We start from the raw sequence: 18320 nt of genomic DNA on the forward strand, positions 1-18320 counted from the left end.
TTCACCATTCCTTTTCAAAAAAACCTTGTGTGTTAATTCCAAGCTCTTCTGTCAATGCCTCAAGCATATTTTTTTGTTCTGGCAATGTGCACCATGCAAGCCCACATCCAGCCTCTATTCCGCCCGGAAGCGGTATCATGCGACCTGGAAGCTTATACTTTGTGGCTGCCTGCTGCATATGCATGGCATCTGTCGTTGTAGGAAATACAACCATCAACTTTTTTTCTCTGTTTAATCTACTCACCTTATACCGCCTGATTTTTCTACAAATTACAGCAGCAAAGAAAGTACACGCATAATATACCAGACAAATGCGCGTTTGTCTACTGCCTGTTCCGGATAAATTGGATATGTACCTAAACATACCTCACTAAGCCAAAAGGAGACTTCACCGCAAACTTCATCTTCTAATACGGGCGATGCAAGCTCTTTTCTGGCTCTGATTTGAATTTCAATTTTCTCTCCATCTTTTGCAAGCACCTGATATTTATCTGGTGCATCGGGACAGATTAACTTTACCTGTGACTTTGTCTGCTTAGTCCAGTCATATACACCATCAATAACTGATGCGCTCATTTTGGGTACTGCCGGTGTCTCAAGCTTTTTTGTTTCATAAGCTGACAGCCCATAGTTCATAAGCTTTTTTGTATCAGCCCATTTATAGCTTTTATTTCCCGGCCAACCGCATGCAAGAAGCGATACTATATAAAGACGCCCATCTCTTTCTAGGGCACCGACATAACAATACCCTGCTTTTCCTGTAAATCCTGTCTTCCCTGTCAGTGCACCGTCCATCATCTGCAAAAATGCGTTATGATTATACACTGAAAATGAATAAGCACCTGTCGTATCGGTAAATTCATACTGCGCTGTACGCGTGATCTTTAAAAATTCTTTGCTTTTTGGCGAGGTACGAATGCAATAGCGAAGAAGAAGCGCAAGCTCTCTTGCCGTTGTATAATGTGCCTCATTATCTAACCCGTTTGGTGTTACAAAATGTGTCTGGCTAAGCCCGATCTCTTTTGCCTTTTTATTCATCCATGTAGCAAAGCCCTCTACACTTCCTGCAGCTGCCTCTGCTAAGATAACAGCCGTATCGTTATGGCTTTCTAACATCAATGAATATAAGAGATCCTCGCAGCGAAATGACCAGCCTTTTTGCACGCCAAGATGCACCTGCGGCTGTGAGGCAGCATAGGCAGATGCTGTGCATATTTCTTCTGGCTCCATCATCTCAAGCACAAGAATACATGTCATAATCTTTGTCGTGCTTGCCATAGGCAGGATCACATCTTCCTCCTTACCGTAAAGCAGTCTGCCAGTATCTCCATCAATTAATGCAGCTGATCTGGCATAGAGTGATTCCTGCGCTGGCATTTTTGCTTCATCCGCAGACAACACGATCTGTGCAAACAGCAGGATTGCCACAGCAAATGTTGCCAGTCCTGCCATCATGCTTCGTCTTATTTTCTTTGCTTTATTACTTGTGTTTATAGGATTCACCCACCGCTTTGCATTTTCTAACATACTTTATGCGCGGCGCGAAAATTTTATGAACAAACAAAATCAAAAGCTTTTTATCTCATAGTAAAGTGTTGCCACATATTGGCAGCCCTTCCATATCGGCTCCTTTGACGTATCTTCTCTTGACAGACGCCAATCAAGCCAAAGTTCTTCTGCCGCAAGCGCCATATGACACATAGCAATACCCATGTCAAGAAGCGTCAGCTCTTTCATTCGCTTTGTCTGCATAAGACTTTCTTTTTTCATAAAGACATGAATTTTCCCATCCTGCGGCATAAAACGCCAAGGCTGGAGATTGAATGCAGATGGCGCAATCCTTGCTGCCTCGATAATCTTTCGGGCATTTTGCTGCGCTACCGGCGGCTGATTCACAAGCTCTGTTAATTTTTTGCGGCTAGCCGGCTTTTTTACTGCTGTGGCCGCCGCCTTTCCAAATGCTACAACAATCATCGGCTGATACTGGTCAAGATCCGGCTTTGACTTTGCATCTCCAAGATAACATGTAGCAAAGCCCTTTGATACCAGATATAAAACCAGCTGCTCCATCACATATCCGGCATTGACTGCCGCAAATGGATGATCCTTTGCTGAAAGCACCAGATAATATGGTGCCTGCACCAAAAACATGCCTTTAAAAACATGCTTTTGTGTATTGTATGCCTCCACAACGGCGATCCTGTACGCTGCCTGCGGATGCAGCGGTGCAAGTGTCTGAATAAAGCAATTAATCTGCTTCATAATATGCGGATCAATTGCCGTCATCTGAAAACGCCTGACGGAATGGCGTCTGCCTATTGCTTCGTATTGTGTCATGTTTCACCAGCCTTTCAGACAAGTGCTTCCAACTCTGCTACTAACTCTCCAAATAATGCCAGTGCATCGGCTACCGGCTTTTCTGTTGTCATATCTACACCAGCCATCTTTAAAAGATCAATCGGATCTTTGCTCTCACCGCCCTTTAAGAAGCTCATGTAGGCATCTACTGCCGGCTTTCCTTCCTTTAAGATCTTTGCAGACAACGCAACTGCTGCGGAGTATCCTGTTGCATACTGATATACGTAGAATGGTGTGTAGAAATGAGGAATACGCATCCACTCGTATGCAATCTCCTCATCCTTTTCCATATCTGGTCCAAAATACTTCTGATTTAATTCCAGATACATCTGACTTAATGCTTCTGCTGTCAGAGGCTTTCCCTGTGCACAGTAATCATGTGCAGTCTTCTCAAACTCAGCAAACATCGTCTGACGGAACAATGTTCCCTTAAAGCTGTCCAGATAATGATTTAACAGATATTTTCTCTGCTCCTTATCTGTTGTCTTTTCCAAAAGATCATGCATCAATAAGCACTCATTGCATGTAGAAGCGACCTCTGCTACAAAGATCTTGTAATCAGAGTATGCGTAATCCTGTGCAGTTATTGAATAGTAGGAATGAATGGAATGACCCATCTCATGAATCAGTGTAAATACGCTGTCAAGATTTTTTGTGTAGTTTAGCAGTATGAATGGCTGTGAGTCGTAGCAGCCCCAAGAGTATGCGCCGCCTTTCTTTCCCTTGTTTGGATAAATATCAATCCAGCGGTTTTCAAGACCCTCACGCGCATGAGAAAGATAATCCTCTCCCATCGGCTTTAATGCCTCAAGCACCATCTGCTTTGCCTGCTCAAACTCGTATGTCTGATTCTGTGCGGCAACGATTGGTGTGTAAACATCATACATGTGAAGCTTGTCTACGCCAAGCACTTTCTTTCTAACAGCAACGTAGCGGTACATCATAGGAAGTGCCTCGTGAACAGCACTTAATAAGTTGTCATAAACGCTCTCTGGCACATTTGAATCTGCCAAATACATAGCACGTGCTGATGAATATTTTCTTGACTGTGCATAAAATTTTGCCTGCTTTAAGTTGCCGCGGTATATTGCTGCAAATGTATTCTTTAAGCTTGCAATCTGACCGTAAAGTGTCTTAAATGCACCTTCTCTTACTGCACGGTCTGGTGACTCCATGTAGGAAATATATGTGCTGTTTGTCAGCGGCAGATGTGTGCCGTCCTCAAGCACGATATCAGGATACTTCATATCAGCATTCATTAACACGCTGAAAATATCATCTGGTGCCTCTGCCATGTCTCCTGCTGCAGCTAAAAGCTCTTCCTTTTCTGCATCTAATGTGTGCTCCTGTCCGCGAAGCATCTCTTCAATCTTTCTTCCATAATAAGCAGTGCGCTCATTTTCTTTTTCTGCAGCTTCTAATTGCTCCTTGCTGTAAGAAAGAATCTCCGGCTCTACAAAGGCACTAGCTGCGCCAATCTTTACGCCAAGGCTGCCGATCTTTGCTGACATTGTCTGGTAAGTGCTGTCTGTCGTGTCCTGATCAAAGCGCATTCTTGCGTAAACACTCAATTTGCTTAAACGGCGATGCAGTCCATAGTAAGCATCGAGAACTGCCGGGATCTTACTAACGTCTGCTTCAATTGCCCCCTTTAACTTTGCAAATTCTGCTGCGTCCTTTTCAAGAGCGGCGTAATCCTCTTCCCACAATTCATTGTTTGCATAAATGCTTTCAAGGTTCCATGTATCTTTTACATCAATATCTTTTCTATCTTTTACTTCCATATATGCTTCCCTTCAAAAAATTTTAGAGCTTTTTGCCCTTACATTATTCTATCATACCGCAGAAAACGGTTACTTGCAACTTACAAAATTTTTACAAAGTGCGTGCGAAGCTCTGACAAACTAGGAAAAACTCCTTCGCACAGCGCGCGCGTTGCCTCATCTGGCTCATCTAAGTCAGGAATCATGAAAACACGGCATCCTGCTGCGGCCGCAGCACGTACACCATTTGGCGAATCCTCGATTGCAATACAATCTGACGGTATACGGCCTGCTTTTTCACATGCAAGCTGATAAATATCTGGTGACGGCTTTCCGTTTTTTACCATAACAGCACTTATTATTTCGTCAAAATAAGATGACAATCCTGCCATTTCAAGGTAACGGTTTGTGCGCTCAAGATCTGTTGCCGTTGCGATCATGCAGCGTATCTGACGGCTTTTTAGCCATAAAAGAATTTCTTTTGCACCGGGCTTTACAGTAATGCCATCTCGTTTAAGCATTTCTTCCATGATCTTTTTTCTATATGCGCGCATTTCATCATACGGAAAACCCTTTCCATATTTTTCTTCAAAAAAGCGATACACATGCGGCCGGCCAAGACTTCTAAGGTCAAGTGCCTCTTCTTTTGTAATGGTATAACCAAATTTTGCAATTGCTTCACACCAACACACATTGTAATATTTTTCTGTGTCAATCAGTGTTCCATCCATGTCAAAAAAGACAGTATCCATAATTTTCTCCTTTGCAGCACGGGACGTTTTGCTGCCCCACACTATAATCATACAGAATTTTATTTTTAATTGCAAGGTATTTTCCTGCACCGAAAGTCTTTCGCAATAAACGCGCGTATAAAGCCCCTTCTTTCTGTGCATCCTTTTAATGCATAATTTATGGCGGCAGCGACTGCTGCGGAAAGGAAGGATACAGATGGCAGGCTACAAAGTGGAAATCTGCGGAGTCAACACGGCAACGTTGCCTCTGCTTGACAGCAGTGAGAAGGAAACTTTGTTCCACCGAATCAAAAATGGAGATCAACAGGCACGTGAGCTTTACATTACTGGAAATTTACGTCTCGTTTTAAGTGTGATTGGCCGCTTTTCTTCAAGCGGTGAAAATATTGATGATTTGTTTCAGATCGGCTGCATTGGCTTAATGAAGGCAATTGACAATTTTGATCTTAGTCATCAGGTTAAATTTTCAACCTACGCAGTTCCGATGATCATCGGTGAGGTAAGACGCTTTTTGCGGGACAATAACAGTATACGTGTCTCTCGTTCCCTTCGCGATATCGCTTATAAAACTGTTTCCGCAAGGGAAGCACTGACAAGGGAGCTTGACCGTGAGCCAACTCTTGATGAGATTGCTGAGCGTACAAGCATCAACCGCGAGGAAATTATTCAGTCGCTTGATGCGATTCAAAGTCCGCTCAGTCTTTATGAGCCCGTTTACAGTGACGGCGGTGACACGCTCTATGTCATGGATCAAATCAGTGATAAGAAAAATAAAGAGGATAACTGGGTTCAGGAGATTGCACTTTGTGAGGCATTAAAAAAGCTCCCTAAGCGGGAGCAGCGCATTATCAAAATGCGTTTTTATGAAGGAAAGACTCAGATGGAGATTGCACAGGAAATACACATTTCCCAGGCACAGGTCTCTCGCCTTGAAAAAAGTGCCTTAAAAACAATGAAGGGATATCTCAGCTGAGATACCCCCTACATAGGATGCCAGGGTCAAAAGCTACAAATCCGATCATGCTTGCACGACAGGGATTTTGAGCTTGGGACCCGCTAAAATATGAGAATGCAGCGATTTTCGAAGAAAATCAGCGAATCCGAATATTTTTAGAATTGCGAGAGTTACGAAGTAACGTAGCAATTCGTGGGCATCCTTTAAGCTTACCGAATGAAGGAGAACACGCCTCCGCTTACTAATCCCATAATGATGCCTGCCAGCACGACACCACACATAACAGCAAGTGTGCTCTTTTTAAAATCCATATCAAGAAGGCTTGCTGCAAGTGTTCCTGTCCATGCGCCTGTTCCCGGAAGCGGTATTCCTACAAACAAAAACAGTGCCACATAAAGGCCTCTTCCTGCCTTTTCCTGAAGCTTCTTTCCGCCTTTCTCTCCTTTTTTAAGACACCAGTTGAAGAAGCCGCCAATGTACTTTTTATCACTTCCCCACACGAGAATCTTTCTTGCAAATAAAAAGATAAATGGCACTGGAAGCATATTTCCAAGGATACAGATGATGTAAGATGGCAATAGCGGAAGTTTAAATCCAATTGCATACGGAATTGCACCTCTTAACTCAATGAGCGGCACCATGGAAATCAGAAAAATAATCAAATACTGCATAAATAAAATAACCATACCTTTCCGCCGTATCTGTTAACGGCTGTGTGCGTTACTGCATCAGACTGTTTAAGCGGTTCATTGACTCAATCGAACTGATTGGATCTAGTCCATTTAAGAACATTATATCGACCGTATTTATTCCCTCTGTCTGTGTGACAGTACGAATATATTCTGTAATATTTCCGTTGTATTCTCTGTAGTCAAACCAGTAAATAAACTGATAATGATCTGTTAAATACGGAACGAATGCATCTGCATATGATTCCTTTACAAGAATACATGCCTGTCCATTTGCGACATTTGGGTTTTCAATATAGCTAAATGGCTGATCTCCTGCTGCAAAACAGCTGTACTTTTGTGTACTGCGATAGCCTGATACATCGTTTATGATAGGCCAGTTTAAGGTATTTCCATCAGTATCTGTAAATGTCATTCTGTCACATGTAAGCGGTTTATATGCAATGACTGTATCTGGATTTGCTTCCATTGCTGCTGCCTGCGTCTCTGTGTAATATGAACCTGTAAAGCCTGGGAATGTTACCTGCTCATATTCTTCAAGCGCATGCGCATCTACGCCCTTTTCCTGTGCCCACGCAGTGTAAGCATAATATGCACCAAGTCCTGTCCAGTGGTGATCTGTTCTAAAATAAATATACTCATCTGTATGAGCTGCAAGCACATCGTAAATATCAATATTTTTAACATTTGAGTTAAAGCTTGCCACATAATAATCAGTTGCCGCCTTCTCGTTTCTCCAATCCGGCTCTAACTGCGCACGCTCCTCATCTGTCAGATAAAAAGCTTCGCTGTTTGGAACAAGCATAGTATACACATTTGCTGTACCTGCAAAGGTATCTGCAGTGCGGTTAACCATATCAATATATGTTGTAGCTGCCTGCTGGTTAAAGAAATACATACCGTAACCAGTATCTCCCTCTACATAAACACCATTTAATGTCTGACCTGTAATAGCAGGAAGTGAATATGACGGATCATCTGTCGGAAGCACAATCTGTGCCGGTGCTGTTGCCTTGGCCGGTGTACTTTCTGCTAGCGCTGTAGTTACTTCTGTCTGAACAGATTCCTGCTCTGATTCTTCTGTAACAGCCTCAGATGTCTCTTCATTTTCATTTTTTGTCACAACTGGAATCTCATCTGCTGTGCCCTTATTTGATACAATCTGCTTTGTTTTTATTCCATAAAGTTTTTTCATAGCATTGCTTCCTGACATCCACACATCACGAAGCGGATAGGAATCAGAGTACCATGTGGAAATATCAGAAAAGTAACTTCCATCTAACACACCTGAAACAGTAATTTGCGGAAACTTTGCTAACTCTCTTTTTTCTAGTACCGATTCCTTTGGACGAACAGGAATCATCAATCCGAGAATACAGCAAAATGCCATTACCACAATAAATAAAAACAATCCAAACGTTCTAGCCTTTTTATAGGCCGCTCGTTTTTGTTTCATAAATTCTTCTTTTTCTTTTTTATCCATGACAAACCTTTCTTTCGGACTTAAATTAGAACTGGAAATACAAGAATGGATTGTAGCTGTCTCCGACAAGTGCCAAAAGCGACAGCAAAATCAATATTACCGGTGTAACTGCATCCAAATAGTACAAAAGTGTTGGAACCTTTTTCCTTTTATTTTCATAGCGATATGCCGCCATACGCAGATTCTTTCCAATTGGGAATACTGCGATAATGGAAATTATAAGAAGGAAAATATTATTTAACAATGTATAGAGTGTGGAAAGATTTCCAGCCATATGACCAAAACCAAACATACCCGAAAGAACGTTTCCAAGCTCTGCCATATTCTCAAATTTAAATAATACCCAGCCGAAGTATACTACAAGCATTGCATAGATCCATCCTACTGCTCTTGGCAGTCTTTCGAGCACCTTCTTTAACACAAATCGCTCCAATACAAGAAATACGAAGAAATAAAGTCCCCACAATATGTAGTTCCAGCTTGCGCCATGCCAAATTCCTGTCAGTGCCCACACAATGAACATATTGCGCACAGTCAGAAGATCTCCTCCTCTGCTGCCACCAAGCGGGATATACACGTAATCACGGAAAAAGCTGCTAAGTGAGATATGCCATCTTCTCCAGAAATCCTGTACAGACACTGAGCTGTATGGATAATTGAAGTTTTCAAGATAATGGAAGCCTACCATCTGTCCCATACCAATGGCCATATCAGAGTATGCAGAAAAATCAAGATAAATCTGAAGCATGTAAAAGAGCATTCCAAGCCAAAGCCCTGCTGTTGTCGCACTCTGTGTATTAGCAAGAAGTGTATCAGCAACAGAAGCACAGCCATTTGCTAAAATTGCCTTCTTTGCAAGACCAATTGAAAAACGGCGAATACCATTAGTCAGATCTGTAAGTGTTACCTTTCTGTCATCAATTTCTGCTGCAACTGTCTGATAACGTACAATCGGACCTGCAATGCACTGATGGAAAAGGCTGCAGTATAAAAGAAGCTTCCAATATGCCTGCTGTGCAGCAACTTCCTTTCTATATACATCTACTACATATGAAAGCAGCTGGAAGGTATAGAAGGAAATACCGATTGGAAGAATAATCTTAGTTGCCTCTTTTGGAAAACCAATCAGTGCGCTCAAATTTCCTGTAAGGAAATTCATATACTTGAAAAAGATAAGAAGACCAAGCAAAACAAGACACTCTGCCCACATCCAAAGCTTTCTTGTTTTTTGCTCCTCATTTTTTTCAATCATAAGTGCACACAGCCAGCTCCAAAATGCCATTCCGGCAAGCAAAAGCAAATATGCAGCACCGCCCCACGCATAGAAAATGAGCGAAAATACGAGCAGTACAATATTTTTCTGACGAATCGTCTTTACCGAATAGTAACAGACAAGGTTTAATGCCAGAAATAAAAACACAAACAAAAGACTTGAAAAGACCATCGCTTTATCCCTTCTCCTTAATTATTTCTTAATTTAACATACAGAGCCATTTTATTAAATCAACATAGGTTTGTCAAGTCAATAACTTTATCTTTGCACAACCGTAAAAAATTGTTAAGAAAAAAGCTGCAAACGTCTTTTACAGCGTCTGCAGCCTAAATTTTCAATAAATATTTAAATACAGAAAAAGCATGGCATGAAGCCGCCTCCACACATACTTGAAGCACACATGCAGCAGCAAAGATCTGACAGACAATTTGAGCGCCCGTCTGTGCCAAAGCCATACTGGGTACCTCTGTCGGCATACCATCTGCCATTGTTCTCAAGACGGCTCACAAGCTGACGATACTCGGCATTTCCCGGCTCCATCTGTACTGCCTTTCTTGCATACTCAAGCGCATTGATCTGATTTCCGATACCTGAATTTGCAATCGCGCTGTAATAATACCATCTTGCATTTCGTTCCTGAATGGAATTTAATACATTACATGCTTCCTGATAATGACCTGAGTTTATAAAGTTTCGTGCGGCCTGCATACGAGGCTCTTCCTCGCGGTCCGACGCACCAAAACCTCCAAATCCGCCGAAATCTCCATACTCAGAGCCATTTCGATAGGAACCGCCTCCATAGGAAGAGTTTCCGTAGCCACCTGAGTAACCACCGTAGTGGGAACTGCCTGGTCCATACTGGCTGCCTGCTGTTCCATGGCCTCCATACTGACGCTCTTTCATGATCTGGTCATATGCCGCCTGTACCTTTTTAAACATCTCCTCGGCCTGTGCCTTGTTTGGATTATTGATGTTCGCATCCGGATGGTACTTTCGGCTCAAATTCCGGTATGCCTTTTTTATCTCATCGTCCGACGCATCGCGGGACACTCCTAAAACCTGATATGGATCCATAAACACACTCATTCTGCTGCTTTTTCTGCAGCCTTATTTTCTCCCTCACCGGTCGTTTCCGGTTTCTTTCGCTCCTGCGTCACACGTGTATACTTCGCCCATACACCCGCATACAAAATATTTCTCATAATCTCTGCGTTGTCAATAATGGGAAGTACTTCAAATGCCCGGCAGCAGCAGCTCATAATTAACTCAAGGTACTGACGCACCTTTTCTTCAAAGCCTTCTTGTTTATACAGCTCCTTAAATGGGTTGTAGCTGCCATCCTTACTATCTTTCTCTACATCATCATAGGCATCCATCAGATAAATAAATTTGCCCATGTAGTAGCCCATCTGACGCAGAGTATCCTGCCAGTAATCGTCTTTTGCTGCATAAATCTCTGCCATAGCCTCTCCTGTGAGATTGGCTGCGGCCTCGATATTTTTTTCATTGGCGGCCTCACAAACATGAAGCTTTTGTATATAAGAAGCGATTGCCTTATGCTGGCGCGGATATTTCTTTGCCAGCTTTCTATAATTTTTCTGCATCAGGTGAACCATATTTAATGAAGCAAAGCTATGCTCATCAAGCCAGTTATCCATATGGTTATGATAAGCAAGCATATAGTTCATATCTGCCGCATAGCCAAGCGACTCTGTGACTACTGCCGTCTGACTAAGCTGCTTTTTTGATTTCTTCTTTAACAGCGGACGTTTAAAGCCTGGACGACAAACACGCTTTGCCGGTTCTTCCTTTTCTTCATAAAGGCTTGACAATAGCATGCCCAAAAATGTCATATCATAGTTGAGCATTGTACAGCCTGCCAGTCCATAGCGGTCTTTTAATACTCTGCAAAGTCCGCAGTAATAAGACTCATACGTCTCAAGCTCGCGAACTTTAAGTTCACCGCGGTTTATTGTAACATATCCAAACATATTTGTATACCCTTGTTTTTATTTCCAGTTTTTATGTTCTCTTTACAAACTTCTGTCCGCACTTTGGGCAGGTGATTTCAATTTTGCCTTTTCCCTTTGGAACACGGATCTTTTGACCACAGGACTTATTTGGGCAGATATAAACACGATGTGTCTTATCTGCGCCTGTCGGATGGATTTTTTCTTTGATATTTCTTACCATTTCCTGGTAACGCGCATTCTCTGCTCTTCTCGCTGGGATATTCTTTGACAGTGCCCGGTAATCAGCATATGCAAATAAGGCAATTCCAATCATTTCAAAGAGAAAATTTTGAGTAAACCCTGCAAACAAAATGAAGATAAGTGCTGCAATAAACAATGTCTGTGACATCTGATCAATGCCATATCTTCCTCTCATAAAATTAATCAAATAATTTTTTATACGTTCCATACATATCACGCAGCTGTTGCTGCCTTCCTTTCTAAATAGTAATTTGCCTGTTGAATAGTATATTCCTGTTTGATGAAATTTACAAGAATGCGTTCCTTAAGAATTTGTAAAGTTTTAAGAAACTGGGGGTAGCCATGGAAAAAGAAAAGCCCTTGAGTTTTCCCAAGGACTTTTCTTATCAAACTTTTAACATGCAATTTGCTTAACCGTAGCGTACCAGATCTTTTCTGAGGCGGTTCATGATCTTTTTTTCCAGGCGAGAGATGTAGGACTGGGATATGCCCATTAAGTCGGCTACTTCTTTTTGTGTCATTTCGCGGTCATCGTCTGTGTTTATTCCATAGCGAAGCTCTACTATACGGCGCTCGCGTGACGGAAGTTTTGACAATGCGTTTGAGAGCTGTCTACGCTCTGCTTCTTCTTCCATATCACGGTATACCATATCTTCGTCTGTTCCTAAAATATCTGATAATAGAAGTTCGTTGCCGTCCCAGTCAACGTTTAATGGCTCGTCTATTGAGACTTCTGTTTTCCGCTTGCTGTTTCGTCTAAGGTACATTAATATTTCGTTTTCGATGCAGCGTGATGCATATGTTGCCAGCTTGATCTTTTTTGTCTTGTTGAATGTATTGATACCTTTGATCAGACCAATCGTGCCGATTGAAATCAAATCCTCTACACCTACTCCTGTGTTTTCAAATTTCTTTGCGATGTAAACGACAAGACGCAAATTATGTTCAATCAGCCTGCTTTTTGCCTCTTTTTCCCCGACTGTTCCCATACATGAAATTAAATGTTCTTCTTCTTTTGGTGTTAACGGCCGTGGAAGCACATCCGTTCCACCTATGTAGTAAATTCTGCCTTTGCCTCCCATGCCTGCCGAAAAATGCTGTAAAAAGGTACGCCATGCCTTTGTCTGTTCTTTTGTCTGCCACTTTGTCATAGGCTTTCCTCCTTTTTCCAAATAAATCTGGTGCCAAATCTACAGCACCATTTATATAGGAATGAGCCCATCTTACCACAAATGAAATGAAAAGGCTGTCGAACTCGCTTGTCGTCTGTAAAATTCGTCCCCTATGTTTTGTTTCCTTTTGCTGTAAGGTCATTTCATTCAATCAAATGTGTCACGATGCAGCAGCATTTGACATTCTCCCGCTTTGTCAAACTCCATACTGCCAAGACCAGTAGGCACATGTCTAAGAACCAATACTTTTTCTTTACTATTTTCTTTTACAAGTTGTTGTTTCTTTTCTGTAATCGCCTTTTCTTTTAAATGAATCTCATCTAAATAGATTCCCGGCATCACAGACGTCTCACTAACTGTCTGATAGGGTACTGCAAATCCATCCTCCTTCCACGGATCTTCTCCAATAAGCTCCTTCCATATAGAAGGTGCTAACACATGAACTGGCTCGCTTTTTCTTGTCATTAACGTATTTCCACTGTCATAAAGAGCCTTAACATTAAAAGTCTTGTCTTGATAAATAAGCGTAACCTCATAAATCTGTTTTTCCTGTGCTTCTTTCTTTGTAATATACCGCCACAAAAAAACAGCCAAAATACTGCACACCGGCATTAAAATCCATGATGGAATATGTATGCCCGACCACTTTAGTAAAAGCATCAGACCACTAATCAATGCTCCTGCTACGTAAAAATATAAAAGAAGCTCAATATTTTTCAGAAGAAATTCGCGCATAAATATTTTTTGCATCACATTTATATTTCTCCTATATGCAATGAGACACATTAAATAGGGGCAGAGAAGATACGTAATCATTTTTACAATCCACAATGCACATGACGGCAGCACAAAATACAGAGCAGCAATTAACGCAGTTACGCTCCACGCCGCCCCCAAAAGAGCCGCTGCTAACACTCGTCCAAAATACAATCGCTTCCTCGCCACAATTCCCACCACACAAAGAAGGGTCAGATCATATGCTGCATTCATAAAAAAATAAAGGTCTATTGCGATCATATTCACCACCAAAAAAAGAAAGAGAAGTCACATTTCTGTGCTTCTCTCTCGTATAATTTTATTTATACATTAGTTTCTCTTTAAGAATGTCGGAATGCTGATATCCTTTACTTCCTTCTGTGGCTTCGGAATAGTAAATCCAGACTCCTCAAACTTTGGCTCTTTTGCAGAAAACTCCTTGGAAGCTGGTGCACGATATGCAAAATCAGCTGCCTTTGCGCCAGATGCCTTCTTTGATGACTGAGCCTGTACACCTTCCAGGTTCTTATCCTCTACACCAGTAGCGATAACGGTGATGGTAACCTCATCGGTTGCATTCTCATCGTATGTAGCACCGAAGATAATGTTTGCATCCTCACCTGCCAGCTCCTGAACATAGCTTGCTGCCTCATGAACCTCTGGAAGACTTACATCACCAGCAATATTGATCAATACGTTTGTAGCGCCCTCGATAGTTGTCTCAAGCAGCGGACTGGAAACAGCGATCTTCATTGCATCGATTGCCTTGTCGTCTCCTGTTGCATTTCCGATACCGATGTGTGCAATACCCTTGTCCTTCATTACAGTCTGAACGTCTGCAAAGTCAAGGTTGATCAGTCCTGGGATATTGATCAGGTCGGTAATACCCTGTACTGCCTGCTGTAATACTTCATCTGCCTTCTTTAACGCCTCTGGCATTGTGGTGCGTCTGTCAACGAGCTGAAGAAGCTTGTCATTTGGAATAACGATCAGAGTATCTACAGATTCCTTAAGTCTCTCAATACCACTCTGTGCGTTATTCATACGAGTTCTTCCCTCGAAGGAGAATGGCTTTGTTACAACACCTACGGTAAGGATTCCCATCTCCTTTGCCAGACCGGCAATGATCGGAGCTGCACCAGTACCAGTACCGCCACCCATACCACAGGTAACAAATACCATGTCGGCACCCTTAATGGCTTCCTTCAAATCATCAAGGTTCTCCTCAGCTGCCTTCTCGCCTACTTCTGGCTTTGCACCTGCACCAAGACCCTTTGTCAGCTTCTCACCGATCTGAATCGCGGTTGGAGCCTTGCAGAACTGTAAGGCCTGTCTGTCTGTATTAACGCCAACAAACTCAACACCTACGATATCCTCATCTACCATGCGGTTTACAGCATTGTTTCCTGCTCCGCCGACACCTACCACAACAATCTTTGCCGAACCTTCTGATTCGTTTATTTTAATCTCTAACAAAGTTATATTCCTCCTTACACTTTCTACCTTAATACTATATTATTATTCCGCAAAATAATCAACCCGAAATTTGGCTTTCTTCAAAAATTTTTCTTAAATTTCTGTGACGTTTTCTGTGCCAATCCCTTTTTTGACTGTTTCTTTGCTACTCTCTGTCAAATATATAGGAGCTTGTACTTCCATCACCACAGTTTTCCAGATGAAGCGTTCCCTTTAGCCCGCTTAATTCTCCGCTGTCCAAGATTGCACAGAGCTCTGCGATCTTGTCCGTCATATTATCGCGGCTTCCAAGACTTACCTTTACATCACCAAGCGCAATCACTGCCTGCATCTTTTCATCATAGGAAATTGAATCTACCGCAATCTCATTGTCATCAAGAAGCTGCGTCAGCTGCAAAATATCCTCTGCCAGACTGCTCTTTACGCCTCCAAGCTGTTCGTACAGCGAAACATTTGTAAAGTTGCTTCCGTCTACAACAGGAACCGTACTTGAAATGTCAATATTTTTTGCCATTACATATCCATACCTGTCAAAATAATATCGATTGTGTTCCCAGCTTACAGCTCCGATGATTGGATTTTCTGTGACAATCACCTTTACTGACAGATCTGGAGAAAACTCCATACGATAAGACGCCACGCCATTTAACTGCTTTTGTGAGTGGGTCAGCTTTCTAAAAAACTGATAGAAAAAGCGCTGGTCCATAGGCGTGGAAAAAAGCTCATTCTCAATCTCTTCTTCCTGTCCATACTGACTTCCCGTGATCTGGCAGTCTGCAACATAGGCAGTAAAAAAAACGGTAACGGCGATAGCCAGAACCCCAACTATCGCCAGGATGCCTGTCAATATTCTCTTTTTTCTTTTTTTGTGTCTGGCTAACTTTTCATCCAACATATACTCTGACTAATTCCCTATTGTGCACTGTATGTTACAGTTCCACCTTCCTTTCAGCAAATAAGCTCATTCCCGCAAAGCTGCCTGTGCGCCAAGCATAAAAAGCATGCCTGCAAGATCTTCATATCCTCTGGCGATGTGATCATAGCCAAAAATAGTTGTCACACCGTCTGCTCCAAGCCCTGCAATCGCCAATGCGGCGCCGCCTCTTAAATCAGGAGCTTCCACCTTTGTTCCAATTAAATGGCTGCCCCAAATTATGGCCTGGTTATTTTCTATTATAATCGCTGCGCCCATTTTTTGCAACTGGTAAGCCGTACGAAATCTTCCTTCAAATATTCCCTCCTCCACTACAGATTGACCATCTGCAAATGACATTACTGCCATTATCAATGACTGCACATCTGTCGGAAAACCTGGATACGGACTAGTCTTTAAATAAGGAATTGCCATCAGCTTATCCATTCTGGCTGCAGTGAGTGTATCCTTATCTGACCAAATCTTACAGCCCATTTTTTCAAACGGTTCTATGACGCCATTTAGATGAGAAGCGTCTACTCCTGTCAGTGTAATTTCTCCTGAACAAACAGCCACTGCACTAAGGCAGGTTGCAGCCACAATACGATCTGCGCCAACTTCACACGTACTCTCAAAAAGCTCCTTCACACCCTCTATTACGATGCGTCCTGTCTGATCTCCTGTGATTTTTGCACCCATACCACGAAGCATACGGCAAAGCTCTGCTATCTCTGGCTCTCTTGCCGCATTATCAATAACTGTCATGCCGTTTGCTGTAACTGCCGCAAGAATTGCCTGCTCTGTCGCGCCCACTGATGGAAATTTCAAGAAAAGGTGAGCACCGCAAAAATAATCGGCCTGTGCAAAGATGTGTTCCTCCCATTCATAATGAAGCTTGACACCAAGCGCCTGAAGGACATACAGGTGAATATCAATTGGACGCCGCCCGATGGAACAGCCTCCCGGTTCTACAACTGCTGCTTTTTTCATTCGATAAAGAATTGGAGCAAGCAAAATAACAGAGGAACGCATCTGTCCGATCAATTCCTCTGGAATCACCCAGTTGTTGACATTGCCTGCATCTATTGTCAATGCTTCGCCTTCCCAGCAGCTGCAGCAGCCAAGAAGATGAAGAATCTCAAGCATTACATTAACATCCTTTATTTTCGGTACACGGTGCAGGGTCGTCTTTCCTGGAACCAAAAGTGTGGCTGCCAGCATTGGAAGGACTGCATTTTTTGACCCCTGCACGCGATAAGTGCCCGAAAGCGGACCTGTCTGCCTAATTTCCAGATATGCCACTGATTCCCTCCTTCTAAGAAGACATTGCCTTCTTATAGTATCATATGTTCTTCATTTTTATTGTGCCTCTTTTGACTCAGATGATACGCGAAAAACAATACCCATTTCTGTCAGCAAAAATAAAATAGAAGAACCGCCATAGCTGATAAATGGCAGACTGATTCCTGTATTGGGGATAGTATTTGTGACAACAGCAATATTTAACAACACCTGAATACCAATGTGCCCCATAATGCCGCTGACAAGAAACATACCTTCATCATCTGGTGCATTCTGCGCAATCTCCATCATTCGCCACAATAATAAAAGGAAAAGAAATATTATTAAAACTGCACCAAACAGACCAAGTTCTTCACATATAATAGAAAAAATCATATCATTTTGTGCTTCTGGCAAAAATCCAAGCTTTTGCAGACTATTTCCAAGTCCTGTTCCAAAAAGTCCGCCGGCGCCAATCGCATACAGCCCCTGTAAAACCTGAAAACCATTGCTTAGAGGAAATTCTTCCGGATCAATCCAGGCATAAATGCGGTTCATCTGATATTCGTCAAGAATGGCTGTAAGAAGTCCTGATTGAAAAGCAAACACACATGTAAAAATGGCAGCCGCTGTGCTTATTAAAAAAAATGGTCTGTGTTCGGACGCTACATAAGTCATCACAAAGGCGATTCCGGCAATAATTAACCCAGAGCTAAGGTTTGCCGACACAACCGGCAAAAAAATAGGAAGCGTGATTCCAACAGCCTTGATAATAAGACTCCAGCTTGCTGATTTTCGATAGTTTTTATGAAAAAATGAGCTCAGCATGAAAATCAGCATAAGCTTTGCAAACTCTGCCGGCTGAAAGGAGATCGGTCCTACTGCAAACCAGCGTTTTTGACCGTTTACTTCTTTTCCAAAAAACAGTACTAGAATGCCAAGTGCAATGCTTAATAAAAATCCCGGCAGCGCCAGCTTTAACAGCTTGTGATAATCTGTCTTTGACATAAAAAGCATTGAAACGAAAGCTGCAGCCAAAAAGATCACCTGCCTTGTGATCGTATAAAAAGGCTGGCCTGGATGTTCTTTTGCATCGGTGTATCTCGTTGCGCTGTATAAAATAATAAGTCCGCCTGATAATAAAATTATCAGTATAACAAGCAGGCAGAGATCAAAATGACCTCTGCCCTTTTTCGGATGTACAGAATGCAGTTTTGTCATTCTACACTCCTTTAT

18 protein-coding genes are annotated in these 18320 nt (G+C 42.3%); 1 reads left to right on the forward strand and 17 read right to left on the reverse strand.

The window, feature by feature from the left end; all coding sequences use genetic code 11:
* Position 1 precedes the first annotated feature (1 nt).
* The 5 genes from WJP93_RS13405 to WJP93_RS13425 form a co-directional block, all read right to left on the reverse strand.
* Positions 2-244: a DUF3343 domain-containing protein gene (locus tag WJP93_RS13405; protein ID WP_337548747.1), complete on the reverse strand. Its 243-nt coding sequence runs from the start codon at positions 242-244 to the stop codon at positions 2-4.
* A gap of 26 nt (positions 245-270) precedes the next feature.
* A complete protein-coding gene (locus WJP93_RS13410; RefSeq protein WP_337548748.1) occupies positions 271-1503 on the reverse strand; it encodes a D-alanyl-D-alanine carboxypeptidase family protein in 1233 nt (410 codons plus the stop codon).
* 63 nt (positions 1504-1566) lie between these two features.
* A complete protein-coding gene (locus WJP93_RS13415; RefSeq protein ID WP_337548749.1) occupies positions 1567-2337 on the reverse strand; it encodes a nitroreductase family protein in 771 nt (256 codons plus the stop codon).
* A 14-nt stretch (positions 2338-2351) separates the two neighbouring features.
* Positions 2352-4142: an oligoendopeptidase F gene (pepF, locus tag WJP93_RS13420; RefSeq protein ID WP_262537126.1), complete on the reverse strand. Its 1791-nt coding sequence runs from the start codon at positions 4140-4142 to the stop codon at positions 2352-2354.
* Between the two features lie 80 nt (positions 4143-4222).
* Positions 4223-4873, reverse strand: coding sequence for an HAD family phosphatase (locus WJP93_RS13425; protein WP_227101704.1), 651 nt, complete (start codon positions 4871-4873; stop codon positions 4223-4225).
* A gap of 196 nt (positions 4874-5069) precedes the next feature.
* Here WJP93_RS13425 and sigG point away from each other — a divergent pair, with 196 nt between their 5' ends.
* Complete coding sequence (gene sigG, locus WJP93_RS13430) at positions 5070-5846, forward strand: RNA polymerase sporulation sigma factor SigG (RefSeq protein WP_066563292.1); 777 nt, start codon at positions 5070-5072, stop codon at positions 5844-5846.
* 191 nt (positions 5847-6037) lie between these two features.
* On the opposite strand, the gene WJP93_RS13435 is transcribed toward sigG, so the two are convergent.
* From WJP93_RS13435 to WJP93_RS13490, 12 genes are all read right to left on the reverse strand, one after another.
* Positions 6038-6514, reverse strand: coding sequence for a small multi-drug export protein (locus tag WJP93_RS13435; RefSeq protein WP_066563291.1), 477 nt, complete (start codon positions 6512-6514; stop codon positions 6038-6040).
* A 34-nt stretch (positions 6515-6548) separates the two neighbouring features.
* Positions 6549-8000 carry a DHHW family protein gene (locus WJP93_RS13440; RefSeq protein ID WP_066563285.1) on the reverse strand — a complete coding sequence of 484 codons (1452 nt, stop codon included), beginning with the start codon at positions 7998-8000 and terminating at the stop codon, positions 6549-6551.
* A 25-nt stretch (positions 8001-8025) separates the two neighbouring features.
* Complete coding sequence (locus WJP93_RS13445) at positions 8026-9444, reverse strand: MBOAT family O-acyltransferase (protein WP_337548750.1); 1419 nt, start codon at positions 9442-9444, stop codon at positions 8026-8028.
* 174 nt (positions 9445-9618) lie between these two features.
* Positions 9619-10347 (reverse strand): J domain-containing protein, encoded by a 729-nt coding sequence (locus WJP93_RS13450; protein ID WP_337548751.1) that lies wholly within the window; start codon positions 10345-10347, stop codon positions 9619-9621.
* Positions 10348-10355: 8 nt separating this feature from the next.
* Complete coding sequence (locus WJP93_RS13455; protein WP_118612981.1) at positions 10356-11264, reverse strand: DUF5685 family protein; 909 nt, start codon at positions 11262-11264, stop codon at positions 10356-10358.
* A 31-nt stretch (positions 11265-11295) separates the two neighbouring features.
* Positions 11296-11694, reverse strand: coding sequence for a hypothetical protein (locus tag WJP93_RS13460; protein ID WP_118612982.1), 399 nt, complete (start codon positions 11692-11694; stop codon positions 11296-11298).
* 202 nt (positions 11695-11896) lie between these two features.
* A complete protein-coding gene (gene sigE, locus WJP93_RS13465; protein ID WP_262537374.1) occupies positions 11897-12568 on the reverse strand; it encodes an RNA polymerase sporulation sigma factor SigE in 672 nt (223 codons plus the stop codon).
* Between the two features lie 237 nt (positions 12569-12805).
* Positions 12806-13675 (reverse strand): sigma-E processing peptidase SpoIIGA, encoded by an 870-nt coding sequence (locus tag WJP93_RS13470; RefSeq protein WP_337548752.1) that lies wholly within the window; start codon positions 13673-13675, stop codon positions 12806-12808.
* A 69-nt stretch (positions 13676-13744) separates the two neighbouring features.
* Entirely contained in the window at positions 13745-14890 is a 1146-nt protein-coding gene (gene ftsZ / locus WJP93_RS13475; protein ID WP_082868706.1) for a cell division protein FtsZ, read from the reverse strand.
* Between the two features lie 145 nt (positions 14891-15035).
* Complete coding sequence (locus tag WJP93_RS13480) at positions 15036-15737, reverse strand: hypothetical protein (RefSeq protein WP_337548753.1); 702 nt, start codon at positions 15735-15737, stop codon at positions 15036-15038.
* A 114-nt stretch (positions 15738-15851) separates the two neighbouring features.
* Entirely contained in the window at positions 15852-17105 is a 1254-nt protein-coding gene (gene murA, locus WJP93_RS13485) for a UDP-N-acetylglucosamine 1-carboxyvinyltransferase (RefSeq protein ID WP_262537112.1), read from the reverse strand.
* 57 nt (positions 17106-17162) lie between these two features.
* Entirely contained in the window at positions 17163-18305 is a 1143-nt protein-coding gene (locus WJP93_RS13490; RefSeq protein ID WP_337548754.1) for an FtsW/RodA/SpoVE family cell cycle protein, read from the reverse strand.
* Between the last annotated feature and the right edge of the window lie 15 nt (positions 18306-18320).

It is taken from the genome of Anthropogastromicrobium sp. (genome assembly GCF_037349415.1).
Classification (GTDB): Bacteria; Bacillota; Clostridia; order Lachnospirales; family Lachnospiraceae; genus Anthropogastromicrobium; species Anthropogastromicrobium aceti.

Excerpts from the sequence above, each read along its gene's own strand:
- WJP93_RS13415 (WP_337548749.1), bottom strand. The coding sequence starts at position 2,337 with ATGACACAATACGAAGCAATAGGCAGACGCCATTCCGTCAGGCGTTTT.
- pepF (WP_262537126.1), bottom strand. The coding sequence starts at position 4,142 with ATGGAAGTAAAAGATAGAAAAGATATTGATGTAAAAGATACATGGAAC.
- WJP93_RS13425 (WP_227101704.1), bottom strand. The coding sequence starts at position 4,873 with ATGGATACTGTCTTTTTTGACATGGATGGAACACTGATTGACACAGAA.
- sigG (WP_066563292.1), top strand. The coding sequence starts at position 5,070 with ATGGCAGGCTACAAAGTGGAAATCTGCGGAGTCAACACGGCAACGTTG.
- WJP93_RS13435 (WP_066563291.1), bottom strand. The coding sequence starts at position 6,514 with ATGGTTATTTTATTTATGCAGTATTTGATTATTTTTCTGATTTCCATG.
- WJP93_RS13440 (WP_066563285.1), bottom strand. The coding sequence starts at position 8,000 with ATGGATAAAAAAGAAAAAGAAGAATTTATGAAACAAAAACGAGCGGCC.
- WJP93_RS13445 (WP_337548750.1), bottom strand. The coding sequence starts at position 9,444 with ATGGTCTTTTCAAGTCTTTTGTTTGTGTTTTTATTTCTGGCATTAAAC.
- WJP93_RS13450 (WP_337548751.1), bottom strand. The coding sequence starts at position 10,347 with ATGGATCCATATCAGGTTTTAGGAGTGTCCCGCGATGCGTCGGACGAT.
- WJP93_RS13455 (WP_118612981.1), bottom strand. The coding sequence starts at position 11,264 with ATGTTTGGATATGTTACAATAAACCGCGGTGAACTTAAAGTTCGCGAG.
- WJP93_RS13460 (WP_118612982.1), bottom strand. The coding sequence starts at position 11,694 with ATGGAACGTATAAAAAATTATTTGATTAATTTTATGAGAGGAAGATAT.
- sigE (WP_262537374.1), bottom strand. The coding sequence starts at position 12,568 with ATGGGAGGCAAAGGCAGAATTTACTACATAGGTGGAACGGATGTGCTT.
- WJP93_RS13470 (WP_337548752.1), bottom strand. The coding sequence starts at position 13,675 with ATGATCGCAATAGACCTTTATTTTTTTATGAATGCAGCATATGATCTG.
- WJP93_RS13490 (WP_337548754.1), bottom strand. The coding sequence starts at position 18,305 with ATGACAAAACTGCATTCTGTACATCCGAAAAAGGGCAGAGGTCATTTT.